The sequence below is a fragment of the Mesorhizobium sp. P2_C5_2 genome (assembly GCF_056404535.1).
This window is the reverse complement of the sequence record NZ_JBFUDV010000008.1, coordinates 49,701-64,733: the sequence shown is the minus strand read 5'-3', so window position 1 is coordinate 64,733 and position 15,033 is coordinate 49,701. Positions and strand designations below refer to the sequence as shown.

Genomic DNA, 15,033 nt, shown 5'->3' with positions numbered 1-15,033 from the left:
TAAGCATCAAGCCGCCGAGATTTACTGCCTACTGCCTACTGCCTACCCACGTACCCAACCACGCCATCATCCGTCAGTTCCGCCAGTGCTACGGACTGGTCGAGATGTTCGGCGCGCCAGGCAAGCAGGCGCTCCGCAAATTCAAGCCGCACGCTGAGATAGGCCGGGTCGCTGGCGACGTTGATCAGTTCGCCCGGATCCTTCGACAAGTCGAAGAGCAGCGGCGGCAGGCCGCCACCGAAATGCACGTATTTGAATTTTTCCGTGCGGATGACGGCGAGATTGCATTGGCGTGAATCGATGCCGAAATGCCGCTCGGCTTCACCGTTGGCAATCGAGCGGAAATCGAATTCCCAATGTGCGGCGTCGCGCCAATCCGCTGATGTTTCGCCGTCCAGGAACGGCTTCAGCGAGCGGCCGTCGAGATGCGGCTGTGCGTCGGCATCCAGCAGATCAAGCAAGGTCGGGAAGATGTCGACAGCCTCGGTGAAGTGGTTGACGGTCGAGCCGGCTGCATTACCGCGGCGCGGGTCGCGCACTATCAGCGGGATGTGATAGCTGCCGTCGAAGAAGCCGCCTTTGCCCAGCATGAAATGGTCGCCCATCATCTCGGCATGGTCCGACGTCAGTACGATGATGGTGTCGTCCCAGGCATTCGCCGCCTTGAGCGTTTGCCAGATGCGGCCAAGCTGCGCGTCGACTTCCGAAATCAGGCCGTAATAGATCGCGCGGATGGCGCGGAGATTGTCGTCGCCCCAGTCGCAGACCTTGCCGTCCGTGCCGGGGCGGAAACTTCTCCGCTTCTGGCGACCGAGGTCATAAGCCAGATAGGGATGGCTTTCTGCTTCCGCCTGCCAGCTTGCGCCACGACGGAAGGCCGGACCGTCGGCTGGATCATAAAGCGTGTTGTAGGGCTCCGGCACGATGAAGGGCGGATGCGGGCTGATGAAAGAGACATGCGCGAACCATGGCGCATCCTGTTCGTCCAGCCAGCGCATGAATTCGCCGGCGAGGAACGCGGTCGGCGTTTCGTCCCTGGAATAGACAGGCGGCGCGTTGGTCACCGCGTCGCTAACCTGTTCGCCGACAGGGCGATGAATGCCGGGAGAGCCGGCGCTGGTGTCGACGCCACGCGCCTTCAGCCATGAGAGCCACGGTTTCTGATGCTCGGGCAGGAACTGGCGCACGCTGAAGCCGGGCAGCACGCCCTCATAGCTTTTCAGGCGGGGGTCGCCCGGCGCCATTGTGCGTGGATCGGACGAGACGTCGGTGTAGCCGAACAAAGTCGGATCATAGCCGAGGGCGCGAGCCGATAGCGCGATGTTGCCGTGGCGGGTGTCGAGCGGCGTGCCGTTGCGGCAGACGCGATTGTTCATCTGGTAGAGGCCGGTGTAGAGGCAGGCGCGGGCCGGCGAGCAGGGCGCCGCGCCGCCGTAATGCCGCTTGAAAAGGACGCCCTCGGCGGCGAGCGCATCGGCATTCGGCGTTCTCACCACGGGATGGCCGGCAGCCGACAGGCAATCGCCGCGCCACTGGTCGCAGGAGATCAGGAGGATGTTCGGGCGTCTGCTTTTCACGGCCAATGCTCTATCCTGTCACGTCGGGAAGACGTTCAATGGACCGGATACTGGCGGCGGCGCAAGCCTGTCTCGCTCTCGCTGAAATGGTGAACGAAAATTTTCTGTCGTTCACTATTAGGATACAGTCCATTCTGAGTTTGGCGTCTTTGCCATTGCCGGGCGGACCCTCATATAGGCCTGGACAGCGGCAAGGGCCGCAAACACCAAGGGAAGGAGCAAGACAATGCTCGACCAGATCAAGGGCCTGCATCACGTCACGTCAATGGCCGGCGATGCGCGCCAGAACAATGATTTCTTCACGCACAAGCTCGGCCTGCGCCGGGTCAAGAAGACCGTCAACTTCGACGCGCCTGACGTCTATCACCTCTATTATGGCGACGAGCACGGCACGCCGGGCTCGGTGATGACCTATTTTCCGTTCCCAGACATTGCCAGGGGCCGCCATGGCGTTGGCGAAGTCGGCACCACAGCCTATTCGGTGCCTGCGGGTACGCTCGGCTATTGGGAGAAGCGCTTTGCCGATGAAGGCGTTGCCGGCCTGTCGCGCGAAGAAGCGTTCGGCGAAAAGCGTCTCGCCTTCGCCGGTCCCGATGGCGACGGCTTCGCGCTGGTCGAAGACAAGGTCGACGGCCGCGCGCCATGGACAAAGGGCGGCATTCCCGCCGACGAAGCGATCCGTGGCTTCCACTCGGTGTCGCTGCGCCTCAAGGATGGCGGCGCCACCGAGGAGCTGCTGAAGTTCATGGGTTATGAGGAAGTCGACAAGTCCGGCAATGTCAGCCGGTTGGCGGTGAAGAACGGCAACGGCGCCGATGTCGTCGACATCGAATCGCTGCCGACGGCTGGCTTCGCCAATCTCGGCGCCGGCTCGGTCCACCATGTCGCGTTCGCGGTGGAGAACCGCGCCAAGCAGCTCGAAGTGCGCAAGGCACTGATCGATACAGGCTATGGCGTGACGCCGGTGATCGACCGCGACTATTTCTGGGCGATCTACTTCCGCACGCCGGGCGGCGTGCTGTTCGAAGTCGCCACCACCGAACCGGGCTTCGACCGTGACGAGGACACCGCCCATCTCGGCGAGGCGCTGAAGCTGCCGACGCAGCACCAGCATCTCAGACCCTATCTCGAACAGCACCTGCAGAAGCTGGAAGGCTGAAGACGATGAGTAAGGACGCTTACATCCACAAGACGCTGCCGGGTTCGCCCGGCGGCACACTGCTCTTCGTCTTCCACGGCACCGGGGCGGACGAGAGCCAGTTGCTGTCGCTGGGGCGCGACCTTGCGCCCCAGGCGACGATCGTGTCGCCGCGCGGCGATGTCTCCGAGCACGGTGCGGCGCGCTTCTTCCGCCGTACCGGCGAGGGTGTCTACGACATGGACGACCTCGGCCGGGCGACTGGCAAGATGGCCGGTTTCATCAAGGCGCAGATTGCGGCGGCAAAACCGTCTTCGGTGTTGGGCCTCGGCTATTCCAACGGCGCCAACATCCTGGCGTCGGTGATATTTGCCGCGCCCGAGCTGTTTGACGCGGCGGTGCTGATGCACCCGTTAATCCCGTTCGAACCTGAGGTGAAGGGCAGCCTTACCGGCCGCCGCATCCTGGTCACCGCGGGCAAGCGCGATCCGATCTGCCCGCCCAATCTGACCTCGCGGCTGGAAGCCTATTTGCGCGCCGATGGCGCCGATGTCACAGTGGAATGGCACGATGGTGGCCACGAGGTGCGGCCGAACGAGATCGAAGCGGCAAGGCGGCTCTTCGCCGCCTCGCCGGTTGAAGGAGCAAGCAATGCCTGACCAATTGCCAGAGATAGAACTGGAGGACCGCGGCTCCAAGGGCCGCTATGTCCTGCGCGGGCCGGGCGGCGCCGAGGCGGAGATGACCTTCACCAAGATCGGCGAGCACCAGATCATCATCGATCACACCGAAGTGCCGGACGTGTTTCGCGGCCAGGGCGCCGGGCTTCGGCTCGTCACCCGCGCTGTCGAGGATGCGCGGGTGTCGGGCAAGAAGATCATCCCGCTCTGCCCGTTCGCCAACGCCCAGTTCCGCCGCCATCCAGAATGGGCCGATGTGCTGAAGCAATAGGCCAGGCAACCAAACACGCGTCTGGCATTTGCGCGATTCGGCCATCTTGCCTAGATAGAGGTATCGCCCGCAGGCGCGGTTTGCGCCTGCAGCTCCTCAATCGAATGGCTTCCTGATGACCGAATCCAATCTCGTCCCCGTCTTCGACGGCCACAACGACACGCTGCTGAGACTTTACCAGTCGAAGGACACGGACGTCGAAAAGCTGTTCATCGAGGGGACTCAGGGCGGCCATATCGATCTGCCGCGCGCCAGGAAGGGCGGCTTTGCCGGCGGCATGTTCGCGATCTTTCCGCCGCCGGTGGAGAAGGCCAAGCGCAGCGCTGTGCCGCCGGCGCCAAGCGACAATGAGCCGCTGCCGCCGGAGCTGCCGCGCGCTGATGCGCTGACGTCCACCATCGCCATGGCTTCGATCCTGTTTCGGCTGGAGCGGGCGGGGGCGCTGACCGTTTGCAGGAGTGCCGCCGACGTGCGCGCGGCGATGGCGAAAGATACGATCGCGGCGGTGTTCCACATCGAAGGTGTCGAGGCGATCGACCCCGAGCTCACGTTGCTCGACGTGCTCTATGAGGCCGGCCTGCGCTCGCTCGGCATCGTCTGGAGCCGGCCCAACGCCTTCGGCCATGGCGTGCCGTTTCGTTTTCCGTCGTCACCCGACACCGGGCCGGGACTGACCGATGCCGGCAAGGCCTTGGTCAAGGCCTGCAATCAGCTGCGGATCATGATCGACCTTTCGCACCTCAACGAGAAAGGCTTTCGTGATGTCGCCGCGCTCAGCGATGCGCCGCTGGTCGCCACCCATTCGAACGTGCATGCGCTCTGCGGCCATTCGCGCAACCTCACCGACTGGCAGCTCGGCGCCATCCGCGAGACTGGCGGCATGGTTGGGCTGAACTTCGCCACCGGCTTCCTGCGCGACGACGGCCGGATGAATTCAGACACCAGCCTCGACATCATGGTGCGCCATGTCGATTCGCTGTTGCAGGCGCTGGGCGAGGATGGCGTTGGCCTCGGCTCCGATTTCGACGGCGCCATGATCCCGGCCGTCATCGGCGACGTTGCCGGCCTGCCGAAGCTGATCGATGCACTGGCCGCGCGCGGTTTCGGCCGCGCACTGATCGAGAAGATCGCCTATCGCAACTGGCTCAATGTGCTGGAAAGGACGATCGGCTAGGCGCCCATGCGCTTCAGCCAGTCCTGGCCGGTGCCGCGATCCCTGATGATCGGCAGCGGGTTCTCCGAATCCAGCCGCGCGCAGATGCGGTAAACCTCGAGCGTCTCGGCGCTCATCTCGCCACGCTTGTAGAAATACATGGCGGCGGCGTAGCGCGTGCGGCCGGACCATTTTTCGCCGAGCGGCGTATTCACCAGCTGCCACTGTTCGGCGGCTTCCGTCGCATCATCGGCTTCGTCGGCCATGATCAGAAATCCGCCGGCGGATTGGCGGTGCGGCGGTCGAGCTTGATGAAGGGACGAGCCACCACCTTGGCCCGCTTCATCAGCTTCTGGTACTGCAGCTCGCGCATGGCGTAGATCTCGACCCAGAGGTCTTCCACCATTGTATCACCGTAGGGCCGCGCCAGCGAAGCGATGGCGATGTTGCGCTTGGCCATCGGCGACCACATGGCGGCGCTGACCAGGCCGACCTCCTGATGCTTCTTGTGATAGACGATGGCGTGTTCGGCCGGGATGTTGCCTTCGATCTCCAGTCCGACCAGCACATAGCGCAGCTTGCGTTTGGTGCGGGCTTCGAGGATGGCGCGGCGGCCGTTGAAATGGCCTTTTTCCAGGTCGACCATGAAGCCGAGGCCGATCTCGTCCGGCGTGCGCAGACGGTCGGCGCGAATGGCATGTTCGGCGGTGGTAAAATCGGCATTGGCGACGATCAGCCCTGCTTCCAGCCGGGCGCGGTTAAGGGCGGTGTAGCCGATGGCGCGAATGCCGCGCAGTTCGCCTGACGTCATCAGCCGGTCCCAGAGGCTGAGAGCCTTTTCGGCCGGCACGAACAGTTCGTAGCCGAGATCGCCGGTGAAGCCGGTGCGCGAGATGGTGACTTGGCAGGTTCCTTGGGGGCCGCCATCATGCGGGAATTCGGCGAGGTCGAAGATCTTCAATTTCTCGACACCGGAAAATCCGGCATCGCGAAGTGCGGCGAAGGAAGTCGGGCCTTGCAGCGCCAGACCGGCGACGCTTTCGGTCTCTTCCTCGATCACAACATTGAAGCCGATGGCGCTGTCGAGAAGCCAGGGCAAATGCCGTTCCTGCGAACATAGCCGGAAGCGGGTCGGCGACAGCCGGAACAGCGTGCCGTCGTCGAGGACGAAACCTTCATCGTCGCACCAAGCGGTGTAGTGGACGCGGCCCGGCTTCAGCTTGGTGACGTCGCGCAGCGTGACGCGATCAAGGACGGCTTCGGCATCGGGGCCTTCAATGCGGTATTTGGTCATTGGCGAGATGTCGAACAACGCCGCCTGGCTGCGGATGGCGAAATATTCGAGCTCCTCGTCCCACAGCGAATGCGGCGCGCGATAGCCGGCCCAGTTGTACCAGTCCTGGGTCTTGGCGAGTGCGTCGATGCGTGGCTGGAACGGGGTGCCGAGACGCAGCGCGCGGAAATGCGATTGCGCGGCGGTGCGGGTCTTTGATTTGATGGTGGGTTGATGGTTCATGATGGCGATCCTTCGCGCCCCCCTCTGTCCTGCCGGACATCTCCCCCACGAGGGGGGAGATCAGCCGTCGTCGCGGCTTTCGCCAAATGCCAACATCCCGGGAATGATCGGTTGCGCCGAAGCTGCTGATCTCCCCCCAAGTGGGGGAGATGTCCGGCAGGACAGAGGGGGGCGCCGTAGAGCGCGGGGTTGGCGAATTGCAAAATCATGCTCACCCCTTCGTCGCGATGATGCGTTTGGCGGCATTGAGGCCAGGCGCGCCGGAGACGCCGCCGCCGGGATGCGAGCCGGCACCGGCCAGGAACAGCCCGTCGACCGGCGTGTCGTAACCCGACCAGCCGGAGACCGGCCGCGACATCAGCATCTGGTCGGCCTGTAACTCGCCGTGGTGCCAGTGGCCGCCCGGCATGCGGTAATTGGCTTCGATATCGGCCGGCGTCAAAAGCTCGGCATGCAGCACGGACTTGCCGATGCCGGGGGCGTAGGCTTCAAGCTGTGCCATGACGGCTTTGAGGAATTTCGGCTTGCCGGCATCCCAGCCTTCCTTCAGCGCATAGGGCGCATATTGCACCACCGCCGACAGCACGCAGGCGCCGGCGGGCGCGAGCGACGGGTCGGCGAGCGAGGGCAAGGTGATTTCCATCACCGGTTCGGCTGAGAATTCGCCATATTTCGACGGGTTGAAAGCGCGCTCGACATGGTCGGGCGAGGGCGCGATGACCAGGCGGCCCTTGTGACCGGCGGCGTCGACGCCGGAAAATTGCGGCGGCTGGTCGAGCGCTAGATGGAGCTTCGCCGCATCGCCCTTCATGCGGATGTTTTTGACCTTGCGCACAAAGCCAGTGTCGATCTCGCGCGGCCCGACGAGGTCGAGCATTGTGGTCGCGGGGTTGATAGCCGAGACAATCGTTCTGGCGCGCAGCATTTCGCCGTTGTCGAGCGCGACTCCGACGGCGCGGCCTTTCTCGACGATGATGCTTGCCACCGGTGCCGCGGTGCGGATGGTGACGCCGGCTTTCTCCGCCGCCGCGCAGATCGCGGCGACGACCGCGCCCATGCCGCCTGTCGGCAGCATCTGAGCTCCGGCCGCACCGCCAGTCTCGCCCGCCAGCCGGTAGTAGAGGCCAAGTAGCGAGGTCGGCGAGCGCGGACCGAGATGGCTTCCAAGCGTCGCGTCGAAGGCAAGCAGGCCCTTCAGCCTGATATCGGCAAGCTGCTCGTCGAGCAGGTCGGCGACGTTCATCAGGAGAACGCGCAGGAAGTCGCGCATGTCTTCCTTGCCGAGCTTCTTCAGCGCCAGCGCCGTCTGGCCGAGCGCTGCGGTCTCGGCAAGCGACATGCCGGCGAGATCGGGCGGGCGTCGCGACAGGAAGGGTTTCAATATGCCGGCATAGCGCATGAGTTGCGCGCGCAATTCCTTCCAGGCCGATTGCTCGGACGAAGTGGAACCGGTCAGCACTTCGCCATAGGCACCATGCAGGACCAGCGGCGGTCCGTCTTTCGACAGCGCAACCGACGGGATGAAGTCGTTGCGTGCGATTTGCAGCCCGTGCTTTTCCAGCTCCAGCGTCTTTACCACATCGGGATGCAGGCGGTTCAGCACATGGGCGATCGAGGAGACGCGAAAGCCGGGCGCGAAGTCTTCGGTGCGCGCGGCACCGCCGACTTCGGTCGTGGCTTCCAGCACCAGTGCCTTGCGGCCGGCTTTCGCCAGCGTGGCGGCAGCGACAAGGCCATTGTGGCCGCCGCCAATGACGATTGCATCAAATGACGTCATGGGCCGGGCTCATATGCGAGGTTGACTTGGCGAGGTCGCGCAGGATTTCAGCTGCCGCATTGCGGCCGGGTGCACCCATGACGCCACCGCCGGGATGGGTCGAGGAGCCGCACATATAGAGGCCCCCGACCGGCGAGCGGTATTGCGCGTAGCCCGGCACGGGACGGTTGAACAGCAATTGGTCGAAGGTCAGTTCGCCCTGAAAAATGTTGCCTTCGGTGAGACCGACCTCGGCCTCGATCTCACGCGGCGTGCGCACCTCCATGTGGACGATGCGGTCGCGGAAGCCCGGCGAGTATTCGGCGATCTGCGCAACCACGCTTTCGGCGAAACCGTCGCGGTCGGCGTCGGTCCAGTCATGGCCGTTCACCTTGGGCGGCGCGTACTGCACAAAGCAGCTCATGAAATGCTTGCCCGGCGGCGCCATGGTCGGGTCGAGCGTCGTCGGGATGACCATGTCGAGGAACGGGTCGGCCGACCAGCGCCCGGCCTTCCAGTCGTCATAGCCGCGCTCCATGCGCTCCATCGAATCGGTGAAATGCATGTCGCCGCGATAGACCGGCGAGTCCTTCGGCAGTGCCGGGAATTCCGGCAGCGAATCGAGCGCGACGTTGACCTTGCCGGACGAGCCGCGGATCTTGAAGTTCTTCACCCGCCGCAGAAAAATATCGGGCAGTTCCTTTTCCTCGACCAGTTTCAGGAAGGTGCGTTTGACGTCGGCGTTGGAGACGACGAGCTTGCCGTAAATCTCCTCGCCGCCGGCCAGCACCACGCCTTTCGCCTTGCCCCGGCCAACCAGCACATGGTCGACCTCGGCGCCGGTGCGAATAGTGCCGCCTGACGCCTTGAAGGAGGCGGCGAGCGCCTTGGTGACGGCACCCATGCCGCCGCGCGCATAGCCCCAGGCGCCGACCGAGCCGTCGACCTCGCCCATATAGTGATGCAGCAGCACATAGGCCGTGCCGGGCGACATCGGCCCGAGCGCGGTGCCGATGATGCCGGACAGCGCGAAGTTCGCCTTGATGACATCGGTCTCGAAATATTCGTCGAGGAATTCCGAGATCGACATGGTCCAGAAGCGCAGCGTCAGCGCCATTTCCTCGGCCGACAGGCCGGCGAACTTCTTGCCGAGATAGAGCAGTTCGCCGAGGTCGCGCGGCTTGAGGCTGGTCGGGTCGGGTGCGGTGCGCATCAACAGCGGCTGGATGAAGCGGCACTGCCGCGTCACGTCGCGCGAATAGCGGTCATAGGCTTCGGCGTCGCGCTTGGAGAAGCGGGCGAATTCGCGCCGGTGCGCATCATGGTCGCGGTAGTTGGCGAGATAGTCGCCGTCGCGGGTGAACACGGCGCCGCCTTCATAAGAGATGACCTGCAGGCCGAAGCGCGGCAGTTCGAGGTCGCGCATGATCTCGGGGCGAAACAGCGAGCAGACATAGGAGCAGTTGGAATAGAGGAAGCCCGGCGTCAATTCGCGGCTGGTGGCGGCGCCGCCGACCCAGTCGTTTTTCTCTACGACGAGCACGTCGAGCCCGGCGCGCTGCAAGTAGCAGGCGTTGACCAGGCCGTTGTGGCCGCCGCCGATGATGATCGCATCCCAAGCTTTCATTCTCGTCCGTTTTCCCTAGGCGATCCGCGTTCATTTTTGCGTGATCTCGTTCCCAAATGCGCGGAATTTGGCATGGCAGTCGGCATTTTGTCCAGCCATATTGAATGAATGTTCAACAAATAGTCTTGCGTTTTCTCTGGTATGCGCTACGCTTTGCCGGCAATCGAACGTTCGCAATTCGGCTGATAGGACCGAGGTTCGATGATCGAAACGGCAGATGCCGAACCGGAATATGACGACACGGCCATCCGCTTCCTCGAGGCGTTGTGGGGCGAAGGTTACCTGTCGCCGGGCGGACCTGATGAGGTTGACCGGGTGGTCGAGGGGCTGTCGCTGACCGGCAAGACCGTCCTCGATATTGGCTGCGGCTCTGGTGGCATCGCGCTGCATCTGATCGAGCGTCACGGCACCGCGCACGCCACCGGTTTCGATGTCGAGCTGCCGGTGATCGAGGCAGCGATGAAACGCGCCGCCGCGTGCGGGCTTTCAGACCGCGCCAGCTTCATCCAGGCGCCGCCAGGGCCGCTGCCTTTCGCCGATGCCTCGTTCGATGTCGTCTTCTCCAAGGATGCGCTGCTGCATGTGCCCGACAAGGACGCGCTGTTTGCCGAGATTTTTCGCGTGCTGAAACCGGGCGGCGTCTTTGCCGCTTCCGACTGGTTGATTGGCCATGACGGCGAGCCGTCGCCTGAGATGAAAGCCTATGTCGCGGCTGAAGGCCTGTCCTTCGCCATGGCGTCGCCGGCGCGCTATGCGCAGGCGATGCGCCGCGCCGGCTTTGCCGATGTCGCGGTCAAGGATCGCAATCCCTGGTATCGCGAAGTCGCGCGCGGTGAGCTGGAGAGGCTGAAAGGCCCGCTCTACCAGACGGCGGCGGCAGCGGTCGGGGCGGCCTATGTCGACAAGAACATACGAACCTGGGAAGCCATGCAGAACGTGCTTGACAGTGGCGAGCACCGTCCCACTCATCTTCGCGGGTGGAAGCCGGCTATGGTGGGATAGCCGGCAATGTGGAGCATGACGGCACCGATGAAAGCTGCAGCGCGTGAGGAGCGATCCTCTGACCTGTCTGGAAAAAATGAAACGGAAAAACGCGGCCGCAAGGCGTCGAAGGAAGTCAGGCAACTACAGCTGATCGAGGCGACGATCGATTCGCTCGCCAAGCGCGGCTATTCGGAGACGACGATGGCCGATGTTGCCGATGGCGCCGGCCTGTCGCGCGGCATCGTCAACTTTCATTTCGAGAGCAAGGAGAAGCTGCTCATCGCGACGCTGCAGCACATGTATGACGAGTATTCGGCGCATTGGCGCGCTGCCCTGCAGAAAGCAGGGGATGATCCAGCCCGCCAACTGCAGGTCCTGGTGTGGGCCGACTTCGACCGCTCGATCTGCAACAAGCGCAAGCTCGCCGCCTGGTGCGCGTTCTGGGGCGAGGCCAAGTCGCGGCCAACCTATCAGGCGCTGAGCAGTTCCCGGGACGCATACTACCAGCAGGTCTTCATCGATCTCTGCGCGACGCTCAAGCAGAGCGGCGGCTATGCCTATGAGCCGCAGGTGATGGCGCTGGCGCTGTCGGCCATGCTGGAAGGGTTGTGGCTGCGGCTGATGATGGGAACCGAAGACACCACGCGCGAAACCGCCCTGCAAGCGGCGAACGCATTCCTCGCCGTGGCCTTTCCCAAACACTACGCATAACCAAAAGCCGGCCAGTCGAGCCGGCAACGCAACGACAAAGAGGATGGAACAGCATGAAAAGCATAACCCGACGCCTGACACTGACATTAGCGCTGACCGCAACGTTGGCGGCTTCGGCCGCAGCACTTGCGATCGCCGCCGACAAGGACCTGATCGTGTTCGACTGGTCCGGCTATGAAGACCCGAGCTTCCACCCGAAATATGTCGAGAAGAACGGCGACTCGCCGACCTTCGCCTTCTTCGGTGATGAGGACGAAGCCTTCGAGAAGGTGCGCTCCGGGTTCAAGGCCGATCTCGGCCATCCCTGCTCGCAGAGCGTGACAAAGTGGCGTGAGGCCGGACTGTTGCAGCCGCTCGACACCTCGAAGATCACCGGCTGGAAAGACCTCAATCCCGGCATCATGGCGATGAAGGATCTGGCGACCACGTCGGATGGCAAGGCCTGGTTCATGCCGTGGGACTGGGGTAACACGCAGGTCACCTTCAACACCTCCAAGATCGACGAGAAGGACGTGCAGTCGCTGAAGGCCTTCGCCGATCCCAAATTCAAGGGGCGCGTATCGATCGGCGACAATGTCGACGACGCGTATGCGCTGGCCAGCCTCGCCATCGGGCTGAAGGACTGGACCAAGATGACGGACGACCAGTTCAAGCAGGCTTCCGACTTCCTGCGGCAGGTGCATAAGAATGTCCGCTCTTACTGGACCGACACCACCGACGTCGTGCAGTTGCTGAGTGGCGGCGAGGTCGATCTCGCCTGGGCATGGAACGATGCGACGGTACAGTCGGTCGCCGCCGGTGTGCCGATCAAGGCCAAGAAGGACACTGACGAAGGCATCTCGACCTGGGTCTGCGGCTATGTCCTGTTCAAGGACGCACCCGACAATGTCGACAAGGCCTATGACTACCTGAACGCGATCAACGATCCCGAGACCGCCAAGGTGCTGGTCAAGGACTGGGGCTATGGCCAGGCCAATGCCAAAGGCATGGCCGGCGTCGACCCGGCGATCCTGAAGGAAAAGGGCTATGACGACGTACAGAAATTCGTCGACAAGACACTGTTCCAATCGCCGGTGCCGTCGGCGCTCAAGCTCAAGATGATCGCCGAATTCGAGAAGATCAAAGCGGGCTACTAAGCCCCGTCAGGCTTCATCCGTCTGCCCGTGATCGCACCGGGCAGACGGTCTCGCCAAGGTCGCTGAAATTCCGTAACGTCGCCCGGCTGCTTTTAGCGATGAGGAGTTTCGCACCATGAATTCCATGCTTCGCCGCCTTGCCCTTGCCGCTGCCTTAACGGTGGGCGCCGGCGCCGTGCTGGCTTATGCCGAGGGCGGTGGCGACCTCGTCGTGTTCGACTGGTCGGGCTATGAGGATCCGCTGCTGCATCCCGACTACACTGCCAAATACGGCGCCGAGCCGACCTTCGCTTTCTTCGGCGACGAGGACGAAGCCTTCGAGAAGATGCGGGCCGGCTTCAAGGCGGACATCGCCCACCCCTGTTCGCAAAGCGTCGCCAAATGGCGTGCGGCCGGCATTCTGCAGCCGCTCGATACATCCAGGATCGCCGGCTGGAAGGACCTCAATCCCGGCATCATGGCGATGAAGGATCTCGCCGTCACCGCCGACGGCAAAGCCTGGTTCATGCCGTTCGACTGGGGCAACACATCGCTGCTCTACCGCACCGACAAGGTGACGGCTGAAGAGGCGCAGTCGCTGAGGATTTTCGCCGATTCGAAATTCAAAGGGCGCGTTACCATCGGCGACAATGTCGACGACGCCTATGCGCTGGCAAGCCTGGTCATAGGCCTGAAGGACTGGACCAAGATGACCGATGCGCAGTTCCAGGAGGCGTCCGCCTTCCTGCGCGACGTCCACAAGAACGTCCGCTTCTACTGGACCGACGACACCGACCTCAACCAGGCTTTTACCGGCAATGAGGTCGACCTCGTCTGGGGCTGGAACGAGACCTTCGTGACGCTCAAGGGCCAAGGTATGCCCATCGCCATGAACCGCGACACCAAGGAAGGCATTTCGACCTGGGTGTGCGGCTATGTGCTGATGAAGGACGCGCCGGGCAAGCTCGATCAGGCCTATGATTTCCTGAGCGCGGTCAACGCGCATGCCGTGTCCGATTACTTGGTCAAGACCTTCGGCTATGGCCACGGCAATAGTGCCGGGATGGCGGCGATCGACCACCAGGTGCTGACCGAGCGTGGCTTCGACAATCTCGACAAGTTCCTCGACAAGACGCTGTTTCAGCAGCCGGTGCCGCCCGAGCTCAAGCAGCGCATGGTCACGGAATTCGAGAAGATCAAGGCCGGCTATTGACCACCGCATTGGAAAGAACCGACGTCGTTATCGTCGGCGCCGGTTTCACCGGCTTGTCGGCTGCGCTTGAACTGAAGCAAGCTGGCATAGATTTCGTGCTGCTTGAAGCGCGCGACCGTGTCGGCGGCAGGGTCGAAGCGGTTCGCAACGGGCGTGGCGAACGGATCGACAGCGGCGGCCAGTTTTTCTGCGAAGACATGCCGGAGGTGACGGCGTTGGCGGCGGCCCGCGGCAAGGCCTTCGTCGAGACCTATGTGAATGGCGATTTCATCACCCATCCGTCACTGTCGGTCGAACAGGCCGAACGGACCTATTACGGCGCGATGGCGATCCGCGAGCGCATGAATGCGATCGAGCCGGACGACCCTTCGATCGCCGGCATGAGCGTTGCCGCCTGGCTCGAACGCCAGCCTGATCCTACTGACGCCAAGACGGCTTTCCGGTCGATGATCGAGGGCCTGTGGTGCCTGGCGATGGACAAGGTGCCGCTGTGGTACCTGATCGACAATGACCGTCGCATCACCAACGAGGTGCCTGAGCTGCAGTATTCTTTGCGCGACACCATGCAGTCACTGGCCAAGGATCTGGCCGGCGATCTCGGCGATCGGGTGTGGCTCAGTGAACCCGTCACGCGCATCGAGCACGGGCCGCATGGCGTCCGTGTCGTTTCGGCCGGTAGCGTCATCGACGCACGAAAAGTGCTGGTCGCGCTGCCGCCGGCGACGGCCGCGAAGCTCGATTTCGCGCCCGCCTTGCCGCCAGCTCTCGGCAAGGCGCTCGGCGTCTGGGAAAGCGGCGCGGTGATCAAGATCCTGGTGCGCTATCCCAGACCGTTCTGGCGCGAGCGCGACCTGTGCGGCATGGTGATGTGGCGCGACCTGCCAGGCCTGTTCGCCTGCGACGCAAGCAAGGATGCGGAACATGCGGCGCTGGTCGTCTTCGTCGGCGGACCGTTGGCGCTGCGTTGGCGCCCGCTCGACGATGCTGCGTTGCGCGCGGAAGTAACGGCAAGGCTGGTGGATGTGCTCGGCCGCGAGGCGGCGGACACTCTCGATTTCAACCAACGGGACTGGATCGAGGACCGTTGGAGCGGTGGCGCCTACAGTGACCTCATTGTCGATGTGACGGCACGTGATGCCGAACGCACGATCCGTGCCGGCGCAGCCCCGGTCCACTTCGCATCATCGGAGCTGTCGCCGTCATTTCCGGGCTATATCGAAGGAGCGATCGTGATGGGGCGCATCGCCGCGGGCAAGATCGTCGCTGATCTCGAAATGCCATGAGGCAGTTTT

14 protein-coding genes are annotated in these 15,033 nt (G+C 63.3%); 9 read left to right on the top strand and 5 right to left on the bottom strand.

Annotated features, from left to right (window positions below):
* Positions 1-35: 35 nt before the first annotated feature.
* Positions 36-1,583 carry an alkaline phosphatase family protein gene (locus tag AC1D1B_RS26695; RefSeq protein ID WP_477335888.1) on the bottom strand — a complete coding sequence of 516 codons (1,548 nt, stop codon included), beginning with the start codon at positions 1,581-1,583 and terminating at the stop codon, positions 36-38.
* A gap of 220 nt (positions 1,584-1,803) precedes the next feature.
* On the opposite strand from AC1D1B_RS26695, the gene AC1D1B_RS26690 reads away from it, so the two are divergent.
* From AC1D1B_RS26690 to AC1D1B_RS26675, 4 genes are all read left to right on the top strand, one after another.
* Entirely contained in the window at positions 1,804-2,736 is a 933-nt protein-coding gene (locus AC1D1B_RS26690; protein ID WP_477335886.1) for a VOC family protein, read from the top strand.
* 5 nt (positions 2,737-2,741) lie between these two features.
* Positions 2,742-3,374 carry an alpha/beta hydrolase gene (locus AC1D1B_RS26685; protein ID WP_477335884.1) on the top strand — a complete coding sequence of 211 codons (633 nt, stop codon included), beginning with the start codon at positions 2,742-2,744 and terminating at the stop codon, positions 3,372-3,374.
* Complete coding sequence (locus AC1D1B_RS26680; RefSeq protein WP_477335882.1) at positions 3,367-3,666, top strand: GNAT family N-acetyltransferase; 300 nt, start codon at positions 3,367-3,369, stop codon at positions 3,664-3,666. The genes AC1D1B_RS26685 and AC1D1B_RS26680 overlap by 8 nt, the downstream gene beginning before the upstream one ends.
* A 115-nt stretch (positions 3,667-3,781) precedes the next feature.
* Complete coding sequence (locus AC1D1B_RS26675) at positions 3,782-4,840, top strand: dipeptidase (RefSeq protein ID WP_477335880.1); 1,059 nt, start codon at positions 3,782-3,784, stop codon at positions 4,838-4,840.
* Here AC1D1B_RS26675 and AC1D1B_RS26670 read toward each other — a convergent pair.
* The 4 genes from AC1D1B_RS26670 to AC1D1B_RS26655 form a co-directional block, all read right to left on the bottom strand.
* Positions 4,837-5,085, bottom strand: a complete 249-nt coding sequence (locus AC1D1B_RS26670) for a hypothetical protein (RefSeq protein ID WP_477335878.1) — start codon at positions 5,083-5,085, stop codon at positions 4,837-4,839. The genes AC1D1B_RS26675 and AC1D1B_RS26670 overlap by 4 nt on opposite strands.
* Positions 5,086-5,087: 2 nt before the next feature.
* Entirely contained in the window at positions 5,088-6,335 is a 1,248-nt protein-coding gene (locus tag AC1D1B_RS26665; RefSeq protein WP_477335876.1) for an aminomethyl transferase family protein, read from the bottom strand.
* A 211-nt stretch (positions 6,336-6,546) separates the two neighbouring features.
* On the bottom strand, positions 6,547-8,112 hold the full coding sequence (locus AC1D1B_RS26660; RefSeq protein ID WP_477335874.1) for a phytoene desaturase family protein: 1,566 nt from the start codon (positions 8,110-8,112) through the stop codon (positions 6,547-6,549).
* Positions 8,099-9,718 (bottom strand): phytoene desaturase family protein, encoded by a 1,620-nt coding sequence (locus AC1D1B_RS26655; RefSeq protein WP_477335872.1) that lies wholly within the window; start codon positions 9,716-9,718, stop codon positions 8,099-8,101. Before AC1D1B_RS26655 ends, AC1D1B_RS26660 begins: the two co-directional genes overlap by 14 nt.
* 201 nt (positions 9,719-9,919) lie before the next feature.
* Here AC1D1B_RS26655 and AC1D1B_RS26650 point away from each other — a divergent pair, with 201 nt between their 5' ends.
* The 5 genes from AC1D1B_RS26650 to AC1D1B_RS26630 all read left to right on the top strand — a co-directional run bounded on the left by AC1D1B_RS26650 (position 9,920) and on the right by AC1D1B_RS26630 (position 15,024).
* Positions 9,920-10,720, top strand: coding sequence for a methyltransferase domain-containing protein (locus AC1D1B_RS26650; RefSeq protein ID WP_477335870.1), 801 nt, complete (start codon positions 9,920-9,922; stop codon positions 10,718-10,720).
* 27 nt (positions 10,721-10,747) lie between these two features.
* Positions 10,748-11,413 (top strand): transcriptional regulator BetI, encoded by a 666-nt coding sequence (gene betI, locus AC1D1B_RS26645; RefSeq protein ID WP_477335868.1) that lies wholly within the window; start codon positions 10,748-10,750, stop codon positions 11,411-11,413.
* Positions 11,414-11,466: 53 nt separating this feature from the next.
* Positions 11,467-12,549 (top strand): ABC transporter substrate-binding protein, encoded by a 1,083-nt coding sequence (locus AC1D1B_RS26640; RefSeq protein ID WP_477335866.1) that lies wholly within the window; start codon positions 11,467-11,469, stop codon positions 12,547-12,549.
* A gap of 115 nt (positions 12,550-12,664) precedes the next feature.
* Positions 12,665-13,741 carry an extracellular solute-binding protein gene (locus AC1D1B_RS26635; RefSeq protein ID WP_477335864.1) on the top strand — a complete coding sequence of 359 codons (1,077 nt, stop codon included), beginning with the start codon at positions 12,665-12,667 and terminating at the stop codon, positions 13,739-13,741.
* Positions 13,738-15,024: a flavin monoamine oxidase family protein gene (locus AC1D1B_RS26630; RefSeq protein ID WP_477335862.1), complete on the top strand. Its 1,287-nt coding sequence runs from the start codon at positions 13,738-13,740 to the stop codon at positions 15,022-15,024. The genes AC1D1B_RS26635 and AC1D1B_RS26630 overlap by 4 nt, the downstream gene beginning before the upstream one ends.
* The last annotated feature ends 9 nt before the right edge of the window (positions 15,025-15,033 follow it).

Bases quoted from the DNA above. Each gene is read 5' to 3' on its own strand.
- AC1D1B_RS26690 (WP_477335886.1), top strand. From the start codon at position 1,804: ATGCTCGACCAGATCAAGGGCCTGCATCACGTCACGTCAATGGCCGGC.
- AC1D1B_RS26685 (WP_477335884.1), top strand. From the start codon at position 2,742: ATGAGTAAGGACGCTTACATCCACAAGACGCTGCCGGGTTCGCCCGGC.
- AC1D1B_RS26680 (WP_477335882.1), top strand. From the start codon at position 3,367: ATGCCTGACCAATTGCCAGAGATAGAACTGGAGGACCGCGGCTCCAAG.
- AC1D1B_RS26675 (WP_477335880.1), top strand. From the start codon at position 3,782: ATGACCGAATCCAATCTCGTCCCCGTCTTCGACGGCCACAACGACACG.
- AC1D1B_RS26670 (WP_477335878.1), bottom strand. From the start codon at position 5,085: ATGGCCGACGAAGCCGATGATGCGACGGAAGCCGCCGAACAGTGGCAG.
- AC1D1B_RS26665 (WP_477335876.1), bottom strand. From the start codon at position 6,335: ATGAACCATCAACCCACCATCAAATCAAAGACCCGCACCGCCGCGCAA.
- AC1D1B_RS26660 (WP_477335874.1), bottom strand. From the start codon at position 8,112: ATGACGTCATTTGATGCAATCGTCATTGGCGGCGGCCACAATGGCCTT.
- AC1D1B_RS26655 (WP_477335872.1), bottom strand. From the start codon at position 9,718: ATGAAAGCTTGGGATGCGATCATCATCGGCGGCGGCCACAACGGCCTG.
- AC1D1B_RS26650 (WP_477335870.1), top strand. From the start codon at position 9,920: ATGATCGAAACGGCAGATGCCGAACCGGAATATGACGACACGGCCATC.
- betI (WP_477335868.1), top strand. From the start codon at position 10,748: ATGAAAGCTGCAGCGCGTGAGGAGCGATCCTCTGACCTGTCTGGAAAA.
- AC1D1B_RS26640 (WP_477335866.1), top strand. From the start codon at position 11,467: ATGAAAAGCATAACCCGACGCCTGACACTGACATTAGCGCTGACCGCA.
- AC1D1B_RS26635 (WP_477335864.1), top strand. From the start codon at position 12,665: ATGAATTCCATGCTTCGCCGCCTTGCCCTTGCCGCTGCCTTAACGGTG.